Raw genomic sequence first — 19,798 nt, 5'->3', positions numbered from 1 at the left:
AGACACATTCCGTTATGGTTAATAAGGCTTTGGCGTGTTTTGCTTAACAGAGGGTTTATGAGATCAAAAAAATTGGCTGGAATTACAAGAGTTTGTTAACACTTTCCGGCGGGCGGCCCATGATCGCGCGCGTTCCGTCGCTGACAATCGGGCGCTCTATCAGGATAGGATGCAACGCCATGGCGGCGATCAATTCTGCTGTGTCTGTGACCTTGGAGAGGTTCATTTCTTTATAAACTCGTTCGCCCGTGCGCATGATCTGGCGCGGGTCAGACACGTCCATCTGCGTTAAAATCTCAGCAATTTCCCCACTGCTCGGGCTATCTTCCAGATAACGACGAATGGTGACGGGGCGATCAGCCGCCTCAATCAACTGCAAAGTCTGCCGTGATTTAGAGCAGCGCGGATTGTGCCAAATTGTCAGGATTGAATGTGCCATGTTGACCTCTTCACGTTTGATGTCTAGCCGACTTATAGTCAGGAGAGAGCGGGGAAGACAATTACCATGAAAACAGTTCTCGTCATATCATCATTTGTCGCGGCCAGCCGGGTCGGGGCCACGGCCAGCGCATTCTGCTTGCGTCGTTTGGGGCATGACGCGATTATTCTGCCAACCACGCTGATGGGGCGACACCCTGGCTGGGGCCATCCTGGCGGCGGCGCGACTGATGTCGAGACACTGGCGGAGATGTGGGCCGCTATTAAAGATCAAAACATTCAAATCGACGCTGTGCTATCAGGCTATATGGGCGACACAGCGCATATCCTGTTTGCGGCAGAGGTCATTCGCGACGTCAAAGCGGCCAATCCAGACGCTATGATATTAGTCGACCCCGTCATGGGCGATCACGGGCGTCTTTATATTCCCGAAGCCCGCGCGCAGTTGATCGCGGAAACCCTGCTGCCGCTGGCCGACATTATCACGCCCAACCAGTGGGAATGGGAATATATGACGAAACAGATCGGCGCGAAGATAAGCTGCAACGTCCTCATAACATCAGTCGAAGTCGGCGAAGCGATTGGAGCACAATATATCGGGCAGAATTTGAACATGCAGGTCAGCCATCCCAAATTTGATGCGGTGCCGCATGGCGGCGGAGACGCACTTGCGGGGCTATTCCTCGGACACTCGCTGAACGGCAAGGACGCAGTGACCGCCATGGGGCAAGCCGTTGCAGGGGTTTTCAAAATTATGGAAGCCGCCAATAAATATGATGCGGGTGAATTACCCCTGATCCGCACGCAAGAGGCTTGGGTCACTCCCTTTCCTCTCGCGACACACGACCTGAAGGACGACACATCTGATGACTAATATCCCAATCAGCGGCCATGTCGCGCCTGGCTTTGAGGCTGTCCGCGAGACGATGTTAGCCAATTTCGAGCAGCACGACGAACACGGCGCACAATTCTGCCTGATGCGAGAAGGCGAAGTTTTAGTCGATCTCTGCGCGGGATGGTCAGATCGCCGCAAAGACGAACCTGTTGCGCCCGACACGCTCTTCTCCGTCTACTCCTCGGGTAAAGCAATGGCCGCCTTGGTCATTGCGTGGCTCGCCGAAGAGGATCGCCTCGGCTATGAGCAGCCCATCCGCACGATCTGGCCAGAAATGGACAATCATGGCAAGGGCGATCTGACAGTCGCGCAATTTATGTCCCACCAAGCCGGCCTGTCAGGCATCACCAATCCCGATTGGACGCCCGAAGACTGGTATGATTGGGACAAGGTTTGCGCTGAATTGGCCGCCCAAGAGCCGATTTGGGCGCCCGGCACGGCCTGTGGCTACCACCCCACAACTTATGGCATCTTGGCTGGCGAGATCGCGCGGCGCACGGATCAGGAATTACGCACGCTGGGCCGTATCTTGCGCGAAGAGTTGGCGGAACCCAGCGGCGCAGATGTCTGGATCGGCTTGCCAGAAGCGGAGCATCACCGCGTTACGACAATGATCAAACCCAAAAAGCTCGCCAACCTCGGAGACCTTAATCCCGCCACCAAAGCGGCATTTCTGATGCCAGGCTCTGCGGCGGGCGGGCGTTCGCAGGCGGACTGGCTCTCGGCAGAATTTGCAGGTTCTAACTGTCAAGCCACAGCGAAAGGCCTCGCAAGGCTGATGCAGATCGCAGTGGACGGCGGCATAGCGGATCGCGCTGTGTTATCTGAGGACACGCTGGCGACGCTATCACAATCGCGGATAAAGGGCGAGAACCTGGTCCTGCCCTTCACGTTGGATTTCGCCGCAGGCATTATGCGCAATGATCCGAACTATTTTTACGGCCCGAACCCTGACACGCTCGGCCATAGCGGTTGGGGCGGGTCATGTGTGTTTGCCGACCCCAAGACAGGATTACACGGCGCTTACGTTATGAACCGCCAAGACAATAGCCTGCTGGGTGATCCGCGGGCGGTGGCGCTGATGGCGGCAACTTACGCAAGCGCTTTGTGATTGTGTTTCCCAAACGCCCCGCATAAAGCTGCAACATGGAACATGATTTTATAGAAAAACTGTGGGAGCTTGGCCCCATCATGGTGGAGGCCACGCCGCACTCCAAAGAACTCGGAATTAAATTTGTCGCCGTTGACAAAGGTAGAGCCACAATGAGCCTGCCCTATAACGCCGCCCTGATTGGCGATCCTGATACGCGCGTCATCCACGGCGGCGCGGTCACGACATTGATTGATCAAGCTTGCGGATTGGCCGCAGTCGCGGGATTTGATGAACCGTCCATGGTGGCTACGCTTAACCTCTCCATTGATTATCTCCGCGCGGCGAAACCTGGCGCGACGATCATTGCGCAGGCCCATTGTTACAAGGCGACCAAGCACGTCGCTTTCCTGCGGGCGACGGCCCATGACGGCGACGAAAATGACCCGGTCGCGATGTGCCAAGCGACCTTTATGGCAACGGGCGTCGATAAGCGCGTGATCGATAAAACTGTGAAAGCGTCATCATGATTGACCAACCCGCCATGCAGACACTTCTCAAACGTATTCCCTACGCCACTGTTTTGGGCGTAGAAGGCGTGCTGATCGGCAAAGAGCTGACGCTGAAAATGCCGTATAAGGATAGCAATGTTGGCAATGCCACTCTGCCCGCCTTGCACGGCGGCGGGATTAGCGGCCTGATGGAAATCGCCGCGATTGCGGAGTTGATTTTCACGACTCAGTCTAGCGCCCTGCCCAAGCCCATCGGGATTAATGTTGATTATCTGCGGCGCGGTCATCCCAAGGATACCTATGCCCGCGCCATCGTCTTTAAACAGGGCGCCCGCGTTGCCAATGTCCGTGTTCGCGCGTGGCAAGATGATTATGACAAACCAATCGCCACGATGCATGGCCATTACCTGACGGCGAAACGCGACGCATAATCATGGCGCAGACGGGCGGCATAGCACTCACGCGCAAGGCCGTTTTTCATCAAAGCTGGCCCATCATGCTCGCCAATGGTGCGGCGCCGATTGTGGGCTTGGTCGATACCTTCATGGTCGGGCGATTTATCGGCACATCGGCACTCGCAGGTATTGGCCTCGGCGCGGTGATTTACGGCATTGTCTATTGGGGTTTTGGATTTTTACGCATGTCCACGGCGGGCCTCGCGGCGCAGTCTGACGGGGCGGGCGCAGAGTCAGAGGTGCAAGCGCACATTATCCGCGCGGTTCCCATAGGTATCGCCATCGGGCTATTCGTCTGGCTGACGCAAGCATGGCTGCTGCCGGGCGCGTTTATGATCTACACGGCCAGTCCCGAGATTGAGGCCAGCGCCGCCACCTATATTCGGGCGCGGCTTTGGGGCTTGCCCGCCACGCTCGGCACAATCGCCCTCATGGGATGGTTTGTCGGGATCAGCCGTGCGGGCCAAGCGTTGTGGCTGCAGATCGTGCTGAACATCGTCAACATCATCCTGTCGCCGATTTTTGTGATCGTTTTGGGCGCCGGACTTTACGGTGTTGGCCTTGCCAGTGCGGTGGCCGAATGGGCGGGCTTTGCCGCAGGGATATGCCTCGCATGGCGGGAGATTAAAAAGCGCGGTGGTTTAAGGGCGGGTGCCCTGACCCGAAAAGTCTTGCTCGCCCGCAACGCGTTATCAAAGCTCGGCATCGCCAATGGGAATATCTTTATCCGCACTATGGCGCTGACATTGGGATTTAATTTCTTCGGTAATGCCGCCGCAAGCGAAGGCGAAACATTCCTCGCGGGCTTTCACATTCACATGCAGATGATCACCATGGCTGCGCTGATCCTTGACGGCTTCGCCCATACCGCAGAGGCCGTGACGGGTGCCGCTTACGGGGCCAAGAACAAATCTCGCTTTGACCGCGCTGTGCGGTTGACGACAGAGTTTTCTATCGGCTTCGCGCTACTGATGGGGGCAGTCATTTATTTTGGCGGGCCGTATTTAATTAACGCGCTCACCCAAGACCCGGCCGTCCGAGCTAGCGCGACAGCCTATCTTCCCTATTGCGCCCTCGCGCCGATCATCGGGTTTGCCGCTTACCAAATGGACGGCATTTTCATCGGCACGACCCAGACCAAAGCTATGCGCAATGCAGGCATCGCGGCCGTCGCAATATATATTGGCGTGCATTATTTAATTACCCCGACCTTTGGCGCAGCAGGGATTTGGATCGCATTTCTGGTTTACTACTTTATGCGCGCTGTGACATTGGGAGTGGCTTACCCGCGCATCACGCGGCATTTGAATCAGCACACGAAATAATATAAAGCATTTAAATGGGGATTTTTGGACAAAGCGAAGGCCACTTCTTAGCGCATATAGATATCTTTCCATCAGGACCTGAGCCCGACAGACGGAACGGACCTCCTCAGAACGGGATAAGATGGGATTTTGCTTATGCAGAAGATTTCGAAATATATTCACCTGAATTCCCCATGTTAAACATGATTTGGCCGGAATTCTTAGATGAAAGTGGCGCTTCTATTCCGACGGGTATTCCTTTAATTGGCTCTTTCGACGCCAAAATGCATATTGTTTCAGAGCACATGATTGAAAATCATCTAAATCGAATAAGAATCGGAACGAAATTCTTTTGTATGGAAGCTAGAATCAAAACCGCCTCTGGTACAATTATCAAAACAACAATTTAGTGATCGATACCCCGCTTCGACAGCCTCGCTAATTGAATTAAATCCGTCCGCACGCATCCTGATCATTTGCGCAAGGGTGTCAGCACACATCTCATGGCGCACCTGACCGACTATGCCCGCACGCAAGGCCTCACCCGCCTCTCCCTCGAAACACACCCCACCCCCCGCATACGCCGCCGCCCGAGCGCTTTACGCGCGGTTAGGTTACGATCATTGCGGCCCCTTCGGAGACTATACGGATGTGAAGACAAGCGTGTTTATGACGCGAAGGATTTGAGCGTTATGTGAAGGCTGCTTCTCCCCAAAAGAGACATAAATTTAGTATCTTATATTGGGCGATTTTAGGGTGCTCAAGTTGACGACTTTTTTCTTTTCAATTAACCCAATTGAATGAAAAATATATCTATTACCGCACTTCAAAACGAGATTGACCAACTATGGTCTCATACAGACCTTAGCCCCGCGGATTTAATAGTTGAGAAGCCCCGTCATGATGGGTCTCCCCATGTGGAAATAGTCAACGGTCTTTTTGACATTGTGATAACTGAACGTGGAACGGAACATAAGCGTATTTCGGGATTATCACTTTATGAGGCCTCCAGGTGGTTCTTACATGAAATGGCTTTTAGTCGCGCTCACCATGCCGACTTAATGCGACGAGCGGTCCTCAAAAAAACGTCTCCAAAAAATAAGAATTCCCAAGATATCGGTTATTCCAGATGGAACTGGATGGCACTAACAATTGAGTATATGCACCGAATTTCTAAAGAGCACGGTAAGTGGTCATATAATTATTATTTTGATGTGTTGCAGAGAAAGCCGCTAAAGGAATATGAAATACAGAATACCCGTTGGCCTTTAATGTAAGTTATTTCGATTTAGTTTCTGGAAACAACATTCTTCATGTGAGCGTCTGATACGGGGCGTTTTGAGACACTCACCTTACGTCCGCTAAGCCCCCAGAGCGGACCTACCTACCCGCTCCGACAGCCTCGCTAATTGACTTAAACCCGTCCGCTTTTAACCGCGCGACCAAGTCGTCGCAGATCTCTGTCACGAGTTGCGGGCCTTTATAGACCAATGCGGAATAGAGTTGCACGGCGCTCGCGCCTGCGCGGATTTTGGCATAGGCCTGCGCGCCGCTGCCCACGCCGCCGACGCCGATCAAGTCGATCTTGCCTTTGGCAGCTGCGTAGAATTCTGCGAGGATGTCTGTGGACGGCTCGAATAAGGGCTGTCCTGACAGGCCGCCGCCCTCGCCCGCGTGGACGCTGCGTAGGCTGTCTGGCCGCGCAATCGTCGTATTGCTCACGATAATCGCGTTGAGGCCGTAAGTCCGCGCTTGCTCGACCACGCGCTCAATCTCGGCATAATCGAGGTCAGGCGCAACTTTCAAGAACATCGGATAGCTCGGCTCATCCCCTGCCAGCTTGGCCCGCATCTCTGATAGCTGCCCCAGCAGGTCATCCATCGCGTCCGCACCTTGCAGCTTGCGCAGGCCAGGCGTGTTGGGCGAGCTGATATTTATGGTGAAATAGTCGGATTTCCCCCAGAGCCGCACGAGGCCTGTCACGTAATCTGCGACGCGGTTCTCGCTGTCTTTATTCGAACCCAGGTTCGCGCCGACGATTCCAACTTTGTTTTTGCGCGAGGTCAACCGCGCTTCAAAATGATCGAGGCCTTTATTGTTAAAGCCCATGCGGTTGATCACGGCTTCGTCTTCATAGAGGCGAAACAGGCGCGGCTTGGCATTGCCGGTCTGCGGGCGCGGCGTGACCGTGCCGCACTCGACAAAGCCAAAACCAGCCGACAGCATGGCGTCCGGCACATCGCAATCTTTGTCAAATCCCGCCGCGAGGCCAACAGGATTGGGCAAGTCCAGACCGCCCACCCGTGTGGCCAGCATGGGGTAATCGCGCATAGGTGCTGTCGGTCCCATCCCGGCACGTAGCAATTTGATCGTCGTGGTATGCGCGCGCTCGGCGGGCATACGGCGCAGCAAGGCAGTTCCGGCTTTATATATCAGGCTCATAATATCGTCTCGTTAGATCGGTAGCTCGTAACGACCTTGGGCATCAGGCGTCAACTCCCAGAAGCGCAGGACATCGCCGATTGATAGCTCGCTGTAAAGGTGCGGAAACTCTGACCCATCACGGGCGACTTCCCATTTTAAATCTGATAGGAATTCCGCATCCGTCGCGTCGACCTCTGCCAAGATGATCATATCGCCTTGGGTGTAGTATTTCTCCAACGTGCCAGCGAGTTGCTTGCGGGTCGATAAATGAATGTAGCCGTCGCGACGGTCATCATCAGAGCCGTAGAACTCACCGACCTCACGAAGAGACATCCACTCGTCCATTCGCAGCACTTTATAGATGTAATTCGGTCTCATTTCGATTCCCTCACATGGCTGCACAAGAATAGAGCAGTTTGCAATTTTATGCGCACAGAAAATGCGCGTGACAGTGACAGCGCATAATTTGCCGCGTGAATGAATCGCGCTTTTGCCGCGCCCGCGCAAGTAGGGAGATAAGATTAAACTGGAAGGGAAATCCACATGCGCAAATACGCAAAAATTTTAGGGGGAGCCGCTGTGCTGGCAGCTCTACCCGCACTGGCTTGGGGGCAGGATGCTCCGACGCTAGAGAGCTTGGCGGCCAATGACGCCTTTGTCTTTAATACGCTGCTATTTTTGATTGGCGGTTTCCTCGTCATGTGGATGGCGGCTGGTTTTGCCATGCTGGAGGCGGGCTTTGTGCGAACAAAGAACGTGTCCATGCAGTGCCTCAAAAACATAACACTCTATTCTGTTGCGGGCCTGATGTTCTGGGTCGTGGGTTATAACCTGATGTACGGTGGCGGTACCTTCTTCGGCACATTCAGCCTTATGGAATTTGCCGCAGAGGATGTGGATACAGGTTATTCCTCTTACTCCGATTGGTTCTTCCAAATGGTGTTCTGCGCGACGACAGCTTCGATTGTGTCAGGGACAGTGGCGGAACGGATCAAGTTCTGGCCCTTCGTGATTTTTGTCGTGCTGCTGACGGGCTTTATCTATCCGATCGTAGGTAGCTGGGAATGGGGCGGCGGTTACCTCGACAGCCAATGGGGCTTCTCTGACTTCGCCGGTTCAACCCTCGTTCACTCAACAGGTGGCTGGAGCCGCTTTAATGGGCGCCATCATCCTTGGCGCGCGATCAGGTAAATATGTCAACGGCAATGTCCACCCAATCCCAGGCTCCAACATGACGCTCGCAACACTCGGTGTGTTCATTCTGTGGCTCGGTTGGTTCGGCTTTAACGGCGCGTCACAACTCGCCATGGGCACGATCACAGATGCTGACTCGATTGCGAAAGTCTTCGTCAACACGAATATGGCCGCTGTCGCAGGTGTCTTGGTCGCCGTGATCTACACACAGCTGCGCTACGGCAAGATCGACCTGACCCTCGCGCTCAACGGCGCACTGGCTGGCCTCGTCGCGATTACAGCAGAACCGCTCACTCCGTCCGTGCCTATGGCGCTGCTGATCGGTGGTATCGGGTCGCTCCTCGCCTGTCTCGCAGTTCCCCTGCTTGATAAACTCAAGATTGACGATGTTGTCGGTGCGATCCCAGTTCACTTGGTGGCGGGTATCTTCGGCACACTGATCGTGCCGCTGACGAATGCCGACGCGACATTTATCGGACAGCTTGTCGGAGTTGTTATGGTCGGCGCGTTTGTCTCGCTCGTCTCCGCGGTCATCTGGTTCGCGCTGAAGCTGACCATCGGGATCCGCGTGTCTGAGGAAGACGAATATGTCGGATTGGACCAAGCCGAGATCGGCGTGCCGTCCTACCCTGAATTCGTCAACGGCTAGACCCGCTTTGCCGTTAATCTTCGTCAGGGGCGATCACGCCCCCGACACATAATCTTTCCCCTCACGTTTCGTGATTTCGAACGTGACACTTACCCCGGCTAGGCACAGGATTTGTGCAAAGTCGGGGTTTTTTTGTATAAATCAGGTGCGTCGAAGCAACACCCCCAAAACATACATCTCATTCCCTCTCGCCTGCCCGCACAAGATTTATACCGCTATCACAATATATGTGAGGGGAATCACAATGAAAAACTTACTACGCGGCGCAATCGGCGTTGCAGGGCTCGCGGCTCTACCCGTCAATGCCCACGCCCAAGACGCGGCAATTAATTCTGGCGACACAGCTTGGATATTAACCGCAACAGCCCTCGTGCTATTTATGTCACTGCCCGGCCTAGCGTTGTTTTACGGCGGACTTGTGCGCGCGAAAAACTATCTATCTGTGTTGATGAAAGTCTACGCCATTGCCGCACTCGCCAGCATTGTCTGGGTGATTGCAGGCTATTCAATTGCCTTTGGCACCGCCAATGGATGGTGGGGCGGATTGGACAATCTGTTCTTGAAAAACCTCGGCCGTGACGCGGTCAGCGGGACCATCCCAGAGAGCGTCTTCCTCGCCTTCCAGATGACATTTGCTGTTATCACGCCCGGCTTGATCGTCGGGGCATTTGTGGAGCGGGTGAAGTTTTTCCCTGTTCTGATTTTCACAGCCCTCTGGCTGCTCGTCGTCTACGCCCCGGTAACCCATTGGATTTGGGGCGGCGGTTGGCTGGCTGAACGCGGATTGATTGACTTTGCGGGCGGTCTGGTTGTCCATGCCACAGCTGGTATTTCAGCCCTCGTTTACGTCTTCATGCTGGGGAAGCGCAAAGGCTTCCCGCATGAGCTATCTGTGCCGCATCGTCCCGCGATTGTGATGATCGGTGCGAGCATGCTCTGGGTTGGGTGGTTCGGATTTAATGGCGGTTCACAACTGGCCGCAGATGGCGGCGCTGGCATGGCCTTACTCGTCACGCATATTTCCGCTTCCGTTGCCACGCTGGTCTGGGTTGCGTTTGAGAGCATTGGCGGGCGCAAGCCTACGCTGGTCGGGGCAGCGACAGGCACAATCGCAGGCCTCGCAACAGTGACCCCCGCCGCTGGCGTGTTGGGCCCGGGCGGCGCATTGTTGATCGGTCTGGCGGGCGGGATTATCTGCTATCTCGCAGTCAACCTCATCCGCGTCAAACTCGCGATTGACGATAGCTTGGACGTTTTCGCAGTTCACGGTGTCGGCGGTATGCTCGGTATCCTACTGCTACCATTCCTCTCTGCGACAGCACTCGGCGGGACAGGTGATGGTGATTTCATGGTGCAGCTAACAGGCACGCTCGCCGTTGTCGCGTGGTCTGCGATTGCCAGCGTGATCATCCTGTTCGGGCTGAAAATCACGATGGGTCTGCGCGTCGATGAAGAAGCCGAATATCAAGGCCTCGACATCAGCCAGCACGGCGAAAGCGCGTACAATTAAGTCTCGCGCTCACCCCCAAAATCAACACCCGCTCTGTTATCAGGGCGGGTTTTTTGTGGAAATGCCTATTTGACAAGATAGGAATAATTACCTATTCAGCCCTATGTTTTCTCATCGTGATATTTGGGCAGCGCTGGATAAATTGGCGGTGCGGTGTGACACCTCTCCGTCGGGCCTTGCGCGGCAGGCGGGCCTCGACCCGACCAGCTTCAATAAATCAAAGCGAACATCTAGCGCGGGCAAACCACGTTGGCCCTCGACGGAAAGCCTATCCAAAGTGCTGGAAACGGTGGGCATGACCTTTGAAGATTTCGCCCGCTTTGCGGATGGGAATTTGACGCCTGGCCCCGCGATCCCGCTGATCGGGCTGGCGCAAGCGGGGGATGAAGGGTTCTTTGATGATGCAGGCTTCCCGCTTGGCGGCGGTTGGGATGATATTCGCGTGCCAGGTGTGCAGAGCGAGGGTGTTTACGCGCTACAGATCGCAGGCGACTCCATGGCCCCCGTCCTCCGCGCGGGCGATAAAGTCCTCGTGGCCCCCAATGAAGCCGTGCGCAAGGGCGACCGCGTTGTCGTCAAAACCCTAGAAGGCGAGATCATGGCGAAGGAATTACTCCGTAAATCCGCGACCAAAATCGAACTGATTTCCCTTAACTCGGACTACGAAAATCGTACCTTGTCTATGAAAGAAGTCCAGTGGGTGGCGCGGATTGTTTGGGTTTCGCAATAAAGCAATCTGGCAATCAATTCGTGGGAATGATGTATTGTGGAAGTGAACGGCGAAGCTGTTCAGCGAGTGCGATATTCATGAGTCAGAAAAATTAATTAGTCCACGACTGAGCCGTAATTAATTAATTCCCCGCTGCATAAGGTTGCACCAACACGATTGGTTTTTTTCCGTCTAAGAACATCGCTGCATATATGCGAGCGGCATCACGGTTATCGATCATGTCCAGCACCGTGCGGGCATAGCCCAGCAAGGTCTGGCTCATATGATCTGACGGATCGAGTTGCACCGACTGCTCCAACCAAATTTTCGCCGTCTGTGTATCCGCCATATCTTCATCGCTCAGCGCCAGCAGGGCAAAGGCATAATTCACATTGACGATCACATTATTCGCGTCTTTGGACAGCGCAGCATTATAGAGCAACTGCCCGTCGGCCACGCTCGCGCCGAACCATTTTTGCGCGTTTTTCTCACCTGCCTTACTAACGACAGCCAGGTGCCATGCGCCTAGCAAAGCATCGCCCCGCGCATCGTCAGGAAAGTCAGCGCGGTAGTCCTGCACAATCGCATATGTTTTCTGCGGCAGTTTCTTCATCCACGCAGAAACATTGCCTGTTTCGCGCGTGATGAAGCCGTCCGCAATAGCGTATTGTAGCCGCGCATTTTGGTGATCGGGTTGCAGCTTGAGGGCTGCCTCCGCTAAATCACGCGCGTCTTTCGCTTGGTCTTTATTGTCAGTGGCCAAGCCTAGCATCACCTCGGACAACAACGCTTCTGCCGCGAGGGCGAAGCTGTCTGCCGTGTTCGCCGACGCAGCAGCATGACTCGCCGATTGATACTCGCCCTCCACGATCAAAGATTGCGCAAATCCATAAGGTGTCTGCAATTCATTGGCCGCAGCCAAGGGCGCACAACACAGCGCCACCGCCATCCCAATCCATCCATGTTTGAACTTAGCCATGCTCAATCCTACCATGCCGCGCGGGTGCGACAAAGTGGATACGGCAGGGACTGCGCGATAGTTTGGACCGTGAAACCTTAGCTGAGTTTCCCTGCCAGCGCGTTGTCAATTAATTGCGCTGTTTCCTCTGGGCCATAAATCGCCACGAAAGAACCGAAGCGTGGGCCTTGGGATTGGCCGAGGCAGACTTCGTATATCGCTTTGAACCAATCGCGGAGGTTTTCAAATGCGTGGTCTTTGCCGACTTGGAAGATCATTGTTTGCAGCGCTTCGCCGTCAGACGCTTCTGCCTCTGGCACAGCTTTCAGGCGTCCGGCCAAATCCGTGAGGGCCGCGCGTTCCTGATCCGTCGGAGCGCGGTAAGCTTTGTTGGGCTTCACGAAATCTTGGTAATAGGCCACGGCGTAGCCCGCCAACTCGTCCAGCGCAGGGTTGTCCGATGGGTTCGCCGTCGGCTCGTAGCGTTGGATGAAACCCCAGAGGATGTCTTTATCGGACGCATTGGCCGCGCTAACCAAATTTAGCAGCAGCGCGAAGGTGACAGGCGGCACAAAGCTCGGCGGGTTGCCGTTATGGATATGCCAGATCGGACTATTCGCGCGCGCCTTCTCGTCTTGACGTTTCCAGGCGTCCAGGTGCTGAAAATACTCATCAACCGTTTTGGGGATCACGTCGAAATAGAGCTTCTTCGCGGCGCGAGGTTTTTGAAATTGGAACAGAGACAGGCTTTCGGCGGGTGCGTATTTCAGCCAGTCTTCGACCGAAATACCATTACCTTTGGACTTGGAAATCTTCTCGCCTTGTTCGTCCAAGAATAGCTCATAGACATATTGCACAGGCGCCTCGCCGCCGAGGATTTTACAGATCCGCGAATAGATTGGCGCATTGTCTTGATGATCTTTGCCGAACATTTCAAAGTCGACGCCGAGTGCGGCCCAGCGCATGCCGAAATCTGGTTTCCACTGCAATTTCACATTGCCGCCGGTGACAGGCAGGGTGACTTCCGTGCCGTCTTCATCGTCAAAGGTGATCGTGCCCGCTTTGGCATCCACGGATTTCATCGGCACATATAGCACACGGCCAGTGGTCGGGCTGATCGGGAGAAATGGGCTGTAAGTCGCGCGGCGTTCTTCGCCCAAAGTTGGCAGCATGACGGCCATAATGTCATCAAATTTTTCCAGCGCGCGCAACAAGAATTGATCATAAGCTCCGCTACGATAAAGATCTGTTGCCGATTTAAATTCATACTCGAAGCCGAAGCCGTCGAGGAAAGCCCGCAAGCGCGCATTCATATGCGCCCCGTAGCTACCGTGCGTGCCAAAGGGATCAGGCACATCGGTCAATGGCTGTTGCAGATAGTCTTGCAGCGCATCAGGATTGGGGACTGTCGGCGGGACTTTGCGCATGCCGTCCATATCGTCCGATACACAAATCAGCTTTGTCGCGATCTTCCCCTCGGTCAGGGCGACGAAGGCATTGCGCACCATGGTCGTGCGGACGACTTCGCCAAATGTGCCGATATGCGGCAGGCCAGACGGGCCGTAGCCCGTTTCAAACACGACAGGTCGATCGCCACGATCTATCCCGCGCCGCTTTTCTATATCGAGGCGTTTGAGGATGGCGCGCGCTTGTTCAAAAGGCCAAGCTTTGGAAGTCATGTAAGTTTCATTAGTCATGACAGGCGCATAGGCGGGACGCGCAGTCAGGTCAATAAAGGGATTGTCGAAGAAGGGATGTCGCGGAGTGGTCTGACACGCTCTGAGCGCTTCTAGATAAAGGCCCGAAACGTCTTTAGCGTTTCCAGGTAAAAGACAACGCGGCAGCGTCTTCGCTATAGCTGAAATCCTCAGCTTGCGCTTCGCGGCGCATATAGGAGAGCGACACGTCGGTATCACCCAGTCGGTAGCCAAGGCCCGCTTGCGCATCACCGACGATAATCCGGTCTTGGAGGTGAAACTGCCCGCTCGTCAGGCGGCTGACAGAATTAGGGGAATAGGTCAGGGCTTCGGCATCGGCACCCGCAAAGAAATACCACGTATTGCTTTTGAACTCTGACCCTTCGCGCAGGTCTTCGCCAATCTCGATCACGGCCCCTACAAGGGCGGAGCGACCATCATCGTCAAAGCTGAGTGAGGCGCGTGGCTTGAGCGTGAAATCGAGCCCCGTTTTCGACACGCTGGTAATAGACCGCGAGAGGCCCGCATTAATCTGATCATCACGGCGGAGGCAATTTGTGCCGCCCGTCAGGCAATTTGTGTCCGAAATATCGAGCTTAAACAGGGTAGAGCCCACGGATTGCCCGGGTAAGTCAAGCGGCGCGAGGCCCACTTGCGAGTTCAAGGCCTCGTTAGAAACCCCGTTCAAATTGAGAGATAGCCCCTGCGTGGGTTGGGACGTCGTGTTGTTGACGACCGTCTCAGGTTTATCTTGAGCGAAGGCAGGTGCGGACACACACAATGACATTGTCGCGACGAAGCTAATAGCTAAGCCGTTGAAAGATTTAATCTTTCCTGCGCGTATGTCGTCGTTAGTCCACATGTGTTCGACGTATTGTCCCTTCGCTCTGCCCCATAGCCCGAAGTCTGTTTTGGCTCTGATGCTCACTATATACGCTAATCATGTCTCTATTCTGTGACAAGCGTCACGTTAAAACATGGTTAATCAGCGTTAATCAATGCCGTCGTCTCTTTTAGACATCTTTCGCGTCATGCAAAAGGCCAAATCACGATGATTCGTGATTTGGCCTGAAATGGTGGCAAAAATGTGTCACCCTGTTGGGCGACCAGATGGGACGAGTGAGTGGCCTACTGACCGGCCCTTATTGGCAGGCCCTTACTGACAAGCAAGACACTCCGCGTAATCCGTTGGGGCGGCGGCTTCCATGGATTTCTCCATTTCGGTCTTCTCGACCTTATCCGCGGACCCAGCAAATGCGGCGCGCTGCACAGATTTAGAGCGGCAATAGTAAAGCGATTTCACGCCTTTTTCCCACGCCTGCCAATGGAGCATATGCAAGTCCCACTTATCCACGTCCCCAGGGATGAAGATATTGAGCGATTGCGCTTGGCAGATGAACGGCGCGCGGTCGGCCGCATGTTCAATGACCCAACGCTGATCAATTTCAAACGCAGTCTTGAATGTCGCCTTCTCAAATTCATCCAAGCAATCTAGATGTTGCACAGACCCTTCATTCTCCAAGATTGTTGCCCAGATACCGTCTGTGTTTTTACCTTTGGCTTCTAACACAGCTTCGAGTTTTGCATTGCGAACCGTGAACGAGCCAGACAGTGTTTTATGCGTATAGATATTGGCTGGAATAGGCTCGATCCCTGCAGATGTACCGCCGCAAATGATAGAGATCGACGCGGTTGGCGCGACAGCCATTTTGTGGCTAAAGCGCTGCATCACGCCCATATCAGCAGCGTCAGGACACGCGCCGCGCTCTTCCGCCAAAGTGACAGACGCCGCATCGGCTTGGGTACGGATGTGTTTGAACAGACGCATGTTAAAGGATTTCGCCATCGCGCTTTCAAACGGGATGCCTTTGTCTTGCAACATGGAATGGAAACCCATCAGGCCTAATCCCACAGAGCGCTCCCGCGCGGCAGAATATTTCGCGTCCGCCATATCTTCGGGCGCACGGTCGATAAAATCTTGCAGGACATTGTCGAGGAAACGCATGATATCTTCGATAAAGTTATCGTCGTTTTTCCACTCGTCATACTTCTCGGCATTGACCGATGACAGGCAGCAGACAGCTGTGCGCTGACGGTCATATTTATCGCGGCCTGTCGCGAGCATGATTTCAGCGCAGAGATTTGACTGCTGCACTTTCAGACCCGCATCGCGTTGATGCTTGGCGAGCGCATTATTCACAGTGTCAGAGAACACCATATATGGCTCACCTGTTTGTAGGCGCATTTCGAGAATTTTTTGCCACAGCTTCCGTGCGTTCACAGATTTGATGACTTCCCCAGAATGTGGGCTGCGTAGGTTAAACTCTTCGCCCGCTTTGACAGCGTCCATGAATTCGTCCGTAATGTTCAGACCGTGGTGCAAGTTGAGGGACTTGCGGTTAAAGTCGCCCGACGGCTTACGAATTTCGAGAAATTCTTCGATTTCCGGATGATGGATGTCGAGGTAAACGGCAGCTGATCCGCGGCGCAGAGAGCCTTGGCTGATCGCCAGCGTTAGGCTGTCCATCACGCGGATGAACGGGATGATGCCAGACGTCTTGCCCGCGCGGCCAATTTTTTCGCCGATAGAGCGGACATTGCCCCAGTAAGTGCCGATGCCGCCGCCATTAGATGCAAGCCAGACATTCTCGTTCCACACATCAACAATAGAGGACAAGCTGTCATCGACTGCGTTGAGGAAGCAAGAGATCGGCAGGCCACGAGACGCGCCGCCATTGGACAGGACGGGCGTGGCGGGCATGAACCATAGCTGGCTCATATAATCATAAAGACGCTGAGCGTGCGCTGTGTCGTCGGCATAGGCTTGCGCCACGCGACCAAACATATCTTGAAAGCTCTCATCCGGCAGCAGATAACGATCCAGCAATGTGCGCTTGCCGAAATCTGTTAGCAGCGCATTGCGAGACTTATCTTGGCGCGGACGGTCAACAGGGACTTCGCGCGGGATGGGAGCGGATAACGCACGGCGATCTTTGGTCGCGCCACCAGCTTTGACAGCCGCGATGGAGGCTAGCGTGACCGCCTCTTGCGTTTCCTGCTCGAGCGTGTCGAGTTCCCCGTCATTTAAGGCTGCTTGAAAGTCGCTATCGTTATTTTCAGTCATTTTTTCCACTTCCCCCGGAAATTATAAGTCCAATTACAGGCCAAAAGACACCCATTCGCGAAAGTCTACCGCGACACACCTTAAAGGATGAAAATGAGCGAAACAGTTCTGCTTCGACTACATATAGTGGTCATTTCAGCCCGCCCGTCAATACCTTGTGTATCTCTTTAACACGAAAAATACTTACCAAATCCTTAAGCCGTTGGATTTGCGCCAAATTTTTTACAAAACTGTCATGTAGTCGAATCGCGTGCAGCGAATCCCTTAACGCGGACAAGCTGTATGCAAGGCCATATCGCAGTAAACTCGCACAAATAGCGAGCGTTTCGTCGCAGTTTTGTGGGGGCGAAGCTGTGGGAAAGCCTGTGGGTGATTTGGTTCGCTAGCGGAATGATTCCTCCGCCGCCCCTCCCCGTCTCCACTATCTCGGCACAGGCCACTAGTCAGGCGCCCCAAACGCCGCTAGATCAGCGGCCATGAAAATCATGCTGATCACTGATGCGTGGCATCCGCAAATGAACGGTGTTGTGCGCACCTTGGAGAAGACCGTTGAAAACCTGCGGGCCAAGGGTCATGAGGTTGAGGTTATTGCGCCGTCTGATGGATATTGGACGATGCCGCTGCCGACCTACCCCGATATTCGCCTTGCGCCCTTTGCCAAAGCAGATGTCGAGCGCCGTATCATGCGCTTTGCGCCAGAAGCTATTCACATCGCGACCGAAGGTCCGTTAGGACAAGCCGCGCGGACGCTGTGCTTGCGCTGGGCCATGCCGTTCACCACGAGCTACCACACCAAGTTTCCAGAATATATCAAAGCCCGCTTTCCGTTCTTCCCGATGTCGTGGACCTATAAATTTGTGCGCAGCTTTCACAACTCGGGCGGCTGCACCATGGTTACCACGCCCAGCATGGTTGAGTTTCTAGAAAAGCAAGGCTTTACGGGATTGGCCCCATGGGCGCGCGGTGTTGATACATCACAGTTCAGTCCCGACAAACGCGCCAAGACCCTTGGCGGGCCAGATGACCTTTATGCCGACCTCCCCCGCCCGATCTGGATCAATGTCGGGCGTGTCGCGGTGGAGAAGAATATCAAGGCCTTCCTTGATCTGGACCTCCCAGGCTCCAAAGTCATTGTCGGCGACGAGCCGCAACTCAAAGAGTTACAGCGCGACTATCCGAACGTCACTTTCACAGGTGCGAAATACGGCGACGATCTGGCGAAGCATTTTGCGGACGCCGACGTCTTTGTCTTCCCCAGCAAGACGGACACATTCGGCCTTGTCATTATTGAGGCCATGGCGACGGGCTCCCCCGTGGCGGCCTATCCTGTCTCTGGCCCCATCGATATTATCCCAGGCTCCCAAGCGGGCGTGGTGGATGAAGATTTGCGCACAGCTTGTTTGGCAGCGCTGCAGCTCTCGCGCGACGACGCGATTGCACATGCCGCGACCTATAGCTGGGACGCGGTCAGTGATGTGTTCTTCAGCTATCTGACCCCCGAATATAAGCCTCAGGCGCGGCGGCGGTGGCGACGCACACGGCGCATGGCCCGCCTCGCCTCCAGCCCCTACCACTTCATCAAGCGAACCCTACGGCGTACATGGCGCATCCTCCGCGGCAAAAGCGTGCCTTAAGTGAAGAGAAATGCCTCGGCAGGTCACTCTAAGTGCCATAACGGCGCGAGGGCTGGAGGTGCAATGTCCTCACACAGGACGTTAACTTAACGTCTTTAAATAGGTGGTTTAAAACGCACCTTCCAAGTTCCCATCAGATTAATTATGAAAGTTCGAGGCTTATAAATTTCTCATAGCTAAGACTGCCCCGCCAAACAGGCCCGCGTCATCCCCAAGCCCTGGCACTCCTATGAGTGCCTCAATATCAGCCTGTGATTGCCCAAGATAATTATTTATCAAATCAGCATATTGCTCTCTGACTTTCGCCAGCAAATGCGGGGCGAGCATGAGCCCTCCGCCAAGAATAATCTTATTGGGGCGGAGCGTTAGTGAAAGAATATTGCAAGCTTGCGCGAGATAAAAGGCCTCTATCTCCCAGCCTATATGCTCTGGTGAAAGCGCTTTGGGATCGCCGTATCTTCGGGTGAAGGCTGTTGCCGATGCCAGACCCTCAAGGCAATCGCCATGAATTGAGCATACGCCTTTAAAATTCAGGTCAGCGCTGTGACGCTTAAGGCGTATATGACCAAATTCTGGATGTGTGGGTTTTCCAATCAAAGCTCCATTGGCAAATAGTCCAGCGCCAATCCCTGTGCCAATCGTGATATAGGCCGCCGATTTCGCCCCCTTGGCAGCCCCCCATTCCATTTCCGCGAGAAGCGCGCCGTTTACGTCTGTATCGATAGACACCGGCATTGATAACGCCGCTTCAAAATAGGTTTTCAGATTTGTCGCCGCCCAGCCTAATTTTGGTCCGTCCAGTATCATACCGTAATTAGGGGATTGCACATCGACATCGATAGGTCCGAAGGATGCGATACCCATAGCGCGGGCCTGAAGGCCTTGAGCTGCTTTCTCTTGGAAGAAGGCTGCGCACCTGGTTAGGGTCTCATTCGGGTTGGTCGTAGGAATTCGTACGCCCGCTAAGACTTTACGGCCATTTTGCTTATCCCCTAACTGAATCAGGGCGCATTTAAATGTTGTTCCGCCAGCATCAATCGCTGCAAAAATGGGCGCAGTTTCGAAACCGTCGTTCAAAGCCATAAAATACCTTTCGAGGGCTGGTTCAAGCCTAATACATGTCTAATGTCTGGTGATATATGCGTGAAAATAAAATAAATTGCAATCGATTGTATTTACGTTTATGACGGTTGCAAAAGGGGATC

General features: G+C 54.2%; 18 protein-coding genes and 1 pseudogene. 11 read left to right on the top strand and 8 right to left on the bottom strand.

Going from position 1 to position 19,798, the window contains the following annotated elements; all coding sequences use genetic code 11:
• Positions 1-82 precede the first annotated feature (82 nt).
• A complete protein-coding gene (gene arsC / locus AB8615_RS00835; protein ID WP_409433062.1) occupies positions 83-439 on the bottom strand; it encodes an arsenate reductase (glutaredoxin) in 357 nt (118 codons plus the stop codon).
• A gap of 66 nt (positions 440-505) precedes the next feature.
• Here arsC and AB8615_RS00830 point away from each other — a divergent pair, with 66 nt between their 5' ends.
• From AB8615_RS00830 to AB8615_RS00800, 7 genes are read left to right on the top strand one after another with little or no spacing between them, the layout of a single operon-like run.
• Positions 506-1,312, top strand: coding sequence for a bifunctional hydroxymethylpyrimidine kinase/phosphomethylpyrimidine kinase (locus tag AB8615_RS00830; protein WP_409433061.1), 807 nt, complete (start codon positions 506-508; stop codon positions 1,310-1,312).
• Complete coding sequence (locus AB8615_RS00825; RefSeq protein WP_409433060.1) at positions 1,305-2,444, top strand: serine hydrolase domain-containing protein; 1,140 nt, start codon at positions 1,305-1,307, stop codon at positions 2,442-2,444. The genes AB8615_RS00830 and AB8615_RS00825 overlap by 8 nt, the downstream gene beginning before the upstream one ends.
• 35 nt (positions 2,445-2,479) lie before the next feature.
• The gene (locus AB8615_RS00820) at positions 2,480-2,953 is read left to right on the top strand and encodes a PaaI family thioesterase (protein WP_409433059.1); all 474 of its coding nucleotides are present in this window, start codon (positions 2,480-2,482) and stop codon (positions 2,951-2,953) included.
• Positions 2,950-3,366, top strand: a complete 417-nt coding sequence (locus AB8615_RS00815; protein WP_409433058.1) for a PaaI family thioesterase — start codon at positions 2,950-2,952, stop codon at positions 3,364-3,366. Before AB8615_RS00820 ends, AB8615_RS00815 begins: the two co-directional genes overlap by 4 nt.
• Before the next feature lie 2 nt (positions 3,367-3,368).
• Positions 3,369-4,715: an MATE family efflux transporter gene (locus tag AB8615_RS00810; protein WP_409433057.1), complete on the top strand. Its 1,347-nt coding sequence runs from the start codon at positions 3,369-3,371 to the stop codon at positions 4,713-4,715.
• A gap of 14 nt (positions 4,716-4,729) precedes the next feature.
• Complete coding sequence (locus AB8615_RS00805; RefSeq protein WP_409433056.1) at positions 4,730-5,104, top strand: hypothetical protein; 375 nt, start codon at positions 4,730-4,732, stop codon at positions 5,102-5,104.
• Between the two features lie 36 nt (positions 5,105-5,140).
• Positions 5,141-5,392 carry a GNAT family N-acetyltransferase gene (locus AB8615_RS00800; protein ID WP_409434109.1) on the top strand — a complete coding sequence of 84 codons (252 nt, stop codon included), beginning with the start codon at positions 5,141-5,143 and terminating at the stop codon, positions 5,390-5,392.
• A gap of 682 nt (positions 5,393-6,074) precedes the next feature.
• On the opposite strand, the gene AB8615_RS00795 is transcribed toward AB8615_RS00800, so the two are convergent.
• A complete protein-coding gene (locus AB8615_RS00795) occupies positions 6,075-7,136 on the bottom strand; it encodes a quinone-dependent dihydroorotate dehydrogenase (protein ID WP_409433054.1) in 1,062 nt (353 codons plus the stop codon).
• Between the two features lie 12 nt (positions 7,137-7,148).
• The gene (locus tag AB8615_RS00790; protein ID WP_409433053.1) at positions 7,149-7,496 is read right to left on the bottom strand and encodes a DUF952 domain-containing protein; all 348 of its coding nucleotides are present in this window, start codon (positions 7,494-7,496) and stop codon (positions 7,149-7,151) included.
• Between the two features lie 165 nt (positions 7,497-7,661).
• Here AB8615_RS00790 and AB8615_RS00785 point away from each other — a divergent pair.
• The 3 genes and pseudogenes from AB8615_RS00785 (at position 7,662) to AB8615_RS00775 (ending at position 11,201) form a co-directional block, all read left to right on the top strand.
• Positions 7,662-8,961 (top strand): annotated as a pseudogene (locus tag AB8615_RS00785) (ammonium transporter).
• A 244-nt stretch (positions 8,962-9,205) separates the two neighbouring features.
• The gene (locus tag AB8615_RS00780; protein ID WP_409433051.1) at positions 9,206-10,471 is read left to right on the top strand and encodes an ammonium transporter; all 1,266 of its coding nucleotides are present in this window, start codon (positions 9,206-9,208) and stop codon (positions 10,469-10,471) included.
• A 103-nt stretch (positions 10,472-10,574) separates the two neighbouring features.
• Positions 10,575-11,201 carry a S24 family peptidase gene (locus tag AB8615_RS00775; protein ID WP_409433050.1) on the top strand — a complete coding sequence of 209 codons (627 nt, stop codon included), beginning with the start codon at positions 10,575-10,577 and terminating at the stop codon, positions 11,199-11,201.
• Positions 11,202-11,322: 121 nt separating this feature from the next.
• On the opposite strand, the gene AB8615_RS00770 is transcribed toward AB8615_RS00775, so the two are convergent.
• The 4 genes from AB8615_RS00770 to AB8615_RS00755 form a co-directional block, all read right to left on the bottom strand.
• Positions 11,323-12,159, bottom strand: coding sequence for a hypothetical protein (locus AB8615_RS00770; RefSeq protein WP_409433049.1), 837 nt, complete (start codon positions 12,157-12,159; stop codon positions 11,323-11,325).
• Positions 12,160-12,236: 77 nt separating this feature from the next.
• The gene (locus AB8615_RS00765; protein ID WP_409433048.1) at positions 12,237-13,835 is read right to left on the bottom strand and encodes a lysine--tRNA ligase; all 1,599 of its coding nucleotides are present in this window, start codon (positions 13,833-13,835) and stop codon (positions 12,237-12,239) included.
• A 115-nt stretch (positions 13,836-13,950) separates the two neighbouring features.
• Positions 13,951-14,763 carry a hypothetical protein gene (locus AB8615_RS00760; RefSeq protein ID WP_409433047.1) on the bottom strand — a complete coding sequence of 271 codons (813 nt, stop codon included), beginning with the start codon at positions 14,761-14,763 and terminating at the stop codon, positions 13,951-13,953.
• Positions 14,764-14,991: 228 nt separating this feature from the next.
• The gene (locus AB8615_RS00755; RefSeq protein ID WP_409433046.1) at positions 14,992-16,959 is read right to left on the bottom strand and encodes a ribonucleoside-diphosphate reductase subunit alpha; all 1,968 of its coding nucleotides are present in this window, start codon (positions 16,957-16,959) and stop codon (positions 14,992-14,994) included.
• A 476-nt stretch (positions 16,960-17,435) separates the two neighbouring features.
• Here AB8615_RS00755 and AB8615_RS00750 point away from each other — a divergent pair, with 476 nt between their 5' ends.
• Positions 17,436-18,593, top strand: a complete 1,158-nt coding sequence (locus tag AB8615_RS00750; RefSeq protein ID WP_418152512.1) for a glycosyltransferase family 4 protein — start codon at positions 17,436-17,438, stop codon at positions 18,591-18,593.
• A 159-nt stretch (positions 18,594-18,752) separates the two neighbouring features.
• On the opposite strand, the gene AB8615_RS00745 is transcribed toward AB8615_RS00750, so the two are convergent.
• Positions 18,753-19,676 (bottom strand): ROK family protein, encoded by a 924-nt coding sequence (locus AB8615_RS00745; RefSeq protein ID WP_409433044.1) that lies wholly within the window; start codon positions 19,674-19,676, stop codon positions 18,753-18,755.
• Between the last annotated feature and the right edge of the window lie 122 nt (positions 19,677-19,798).

This window comes from Litorimonas sp. RW-G-Af-16, from assembly GCF_048319245.1.
GTDB lineage: Bacteria > Pseudomonadota > Alphaproteobacteria > Caulobacterales > Maricaulaceae > Litorimonas.
This window is presented reverse-complemented; position numbering and strand designations above follow the sequence as displayed.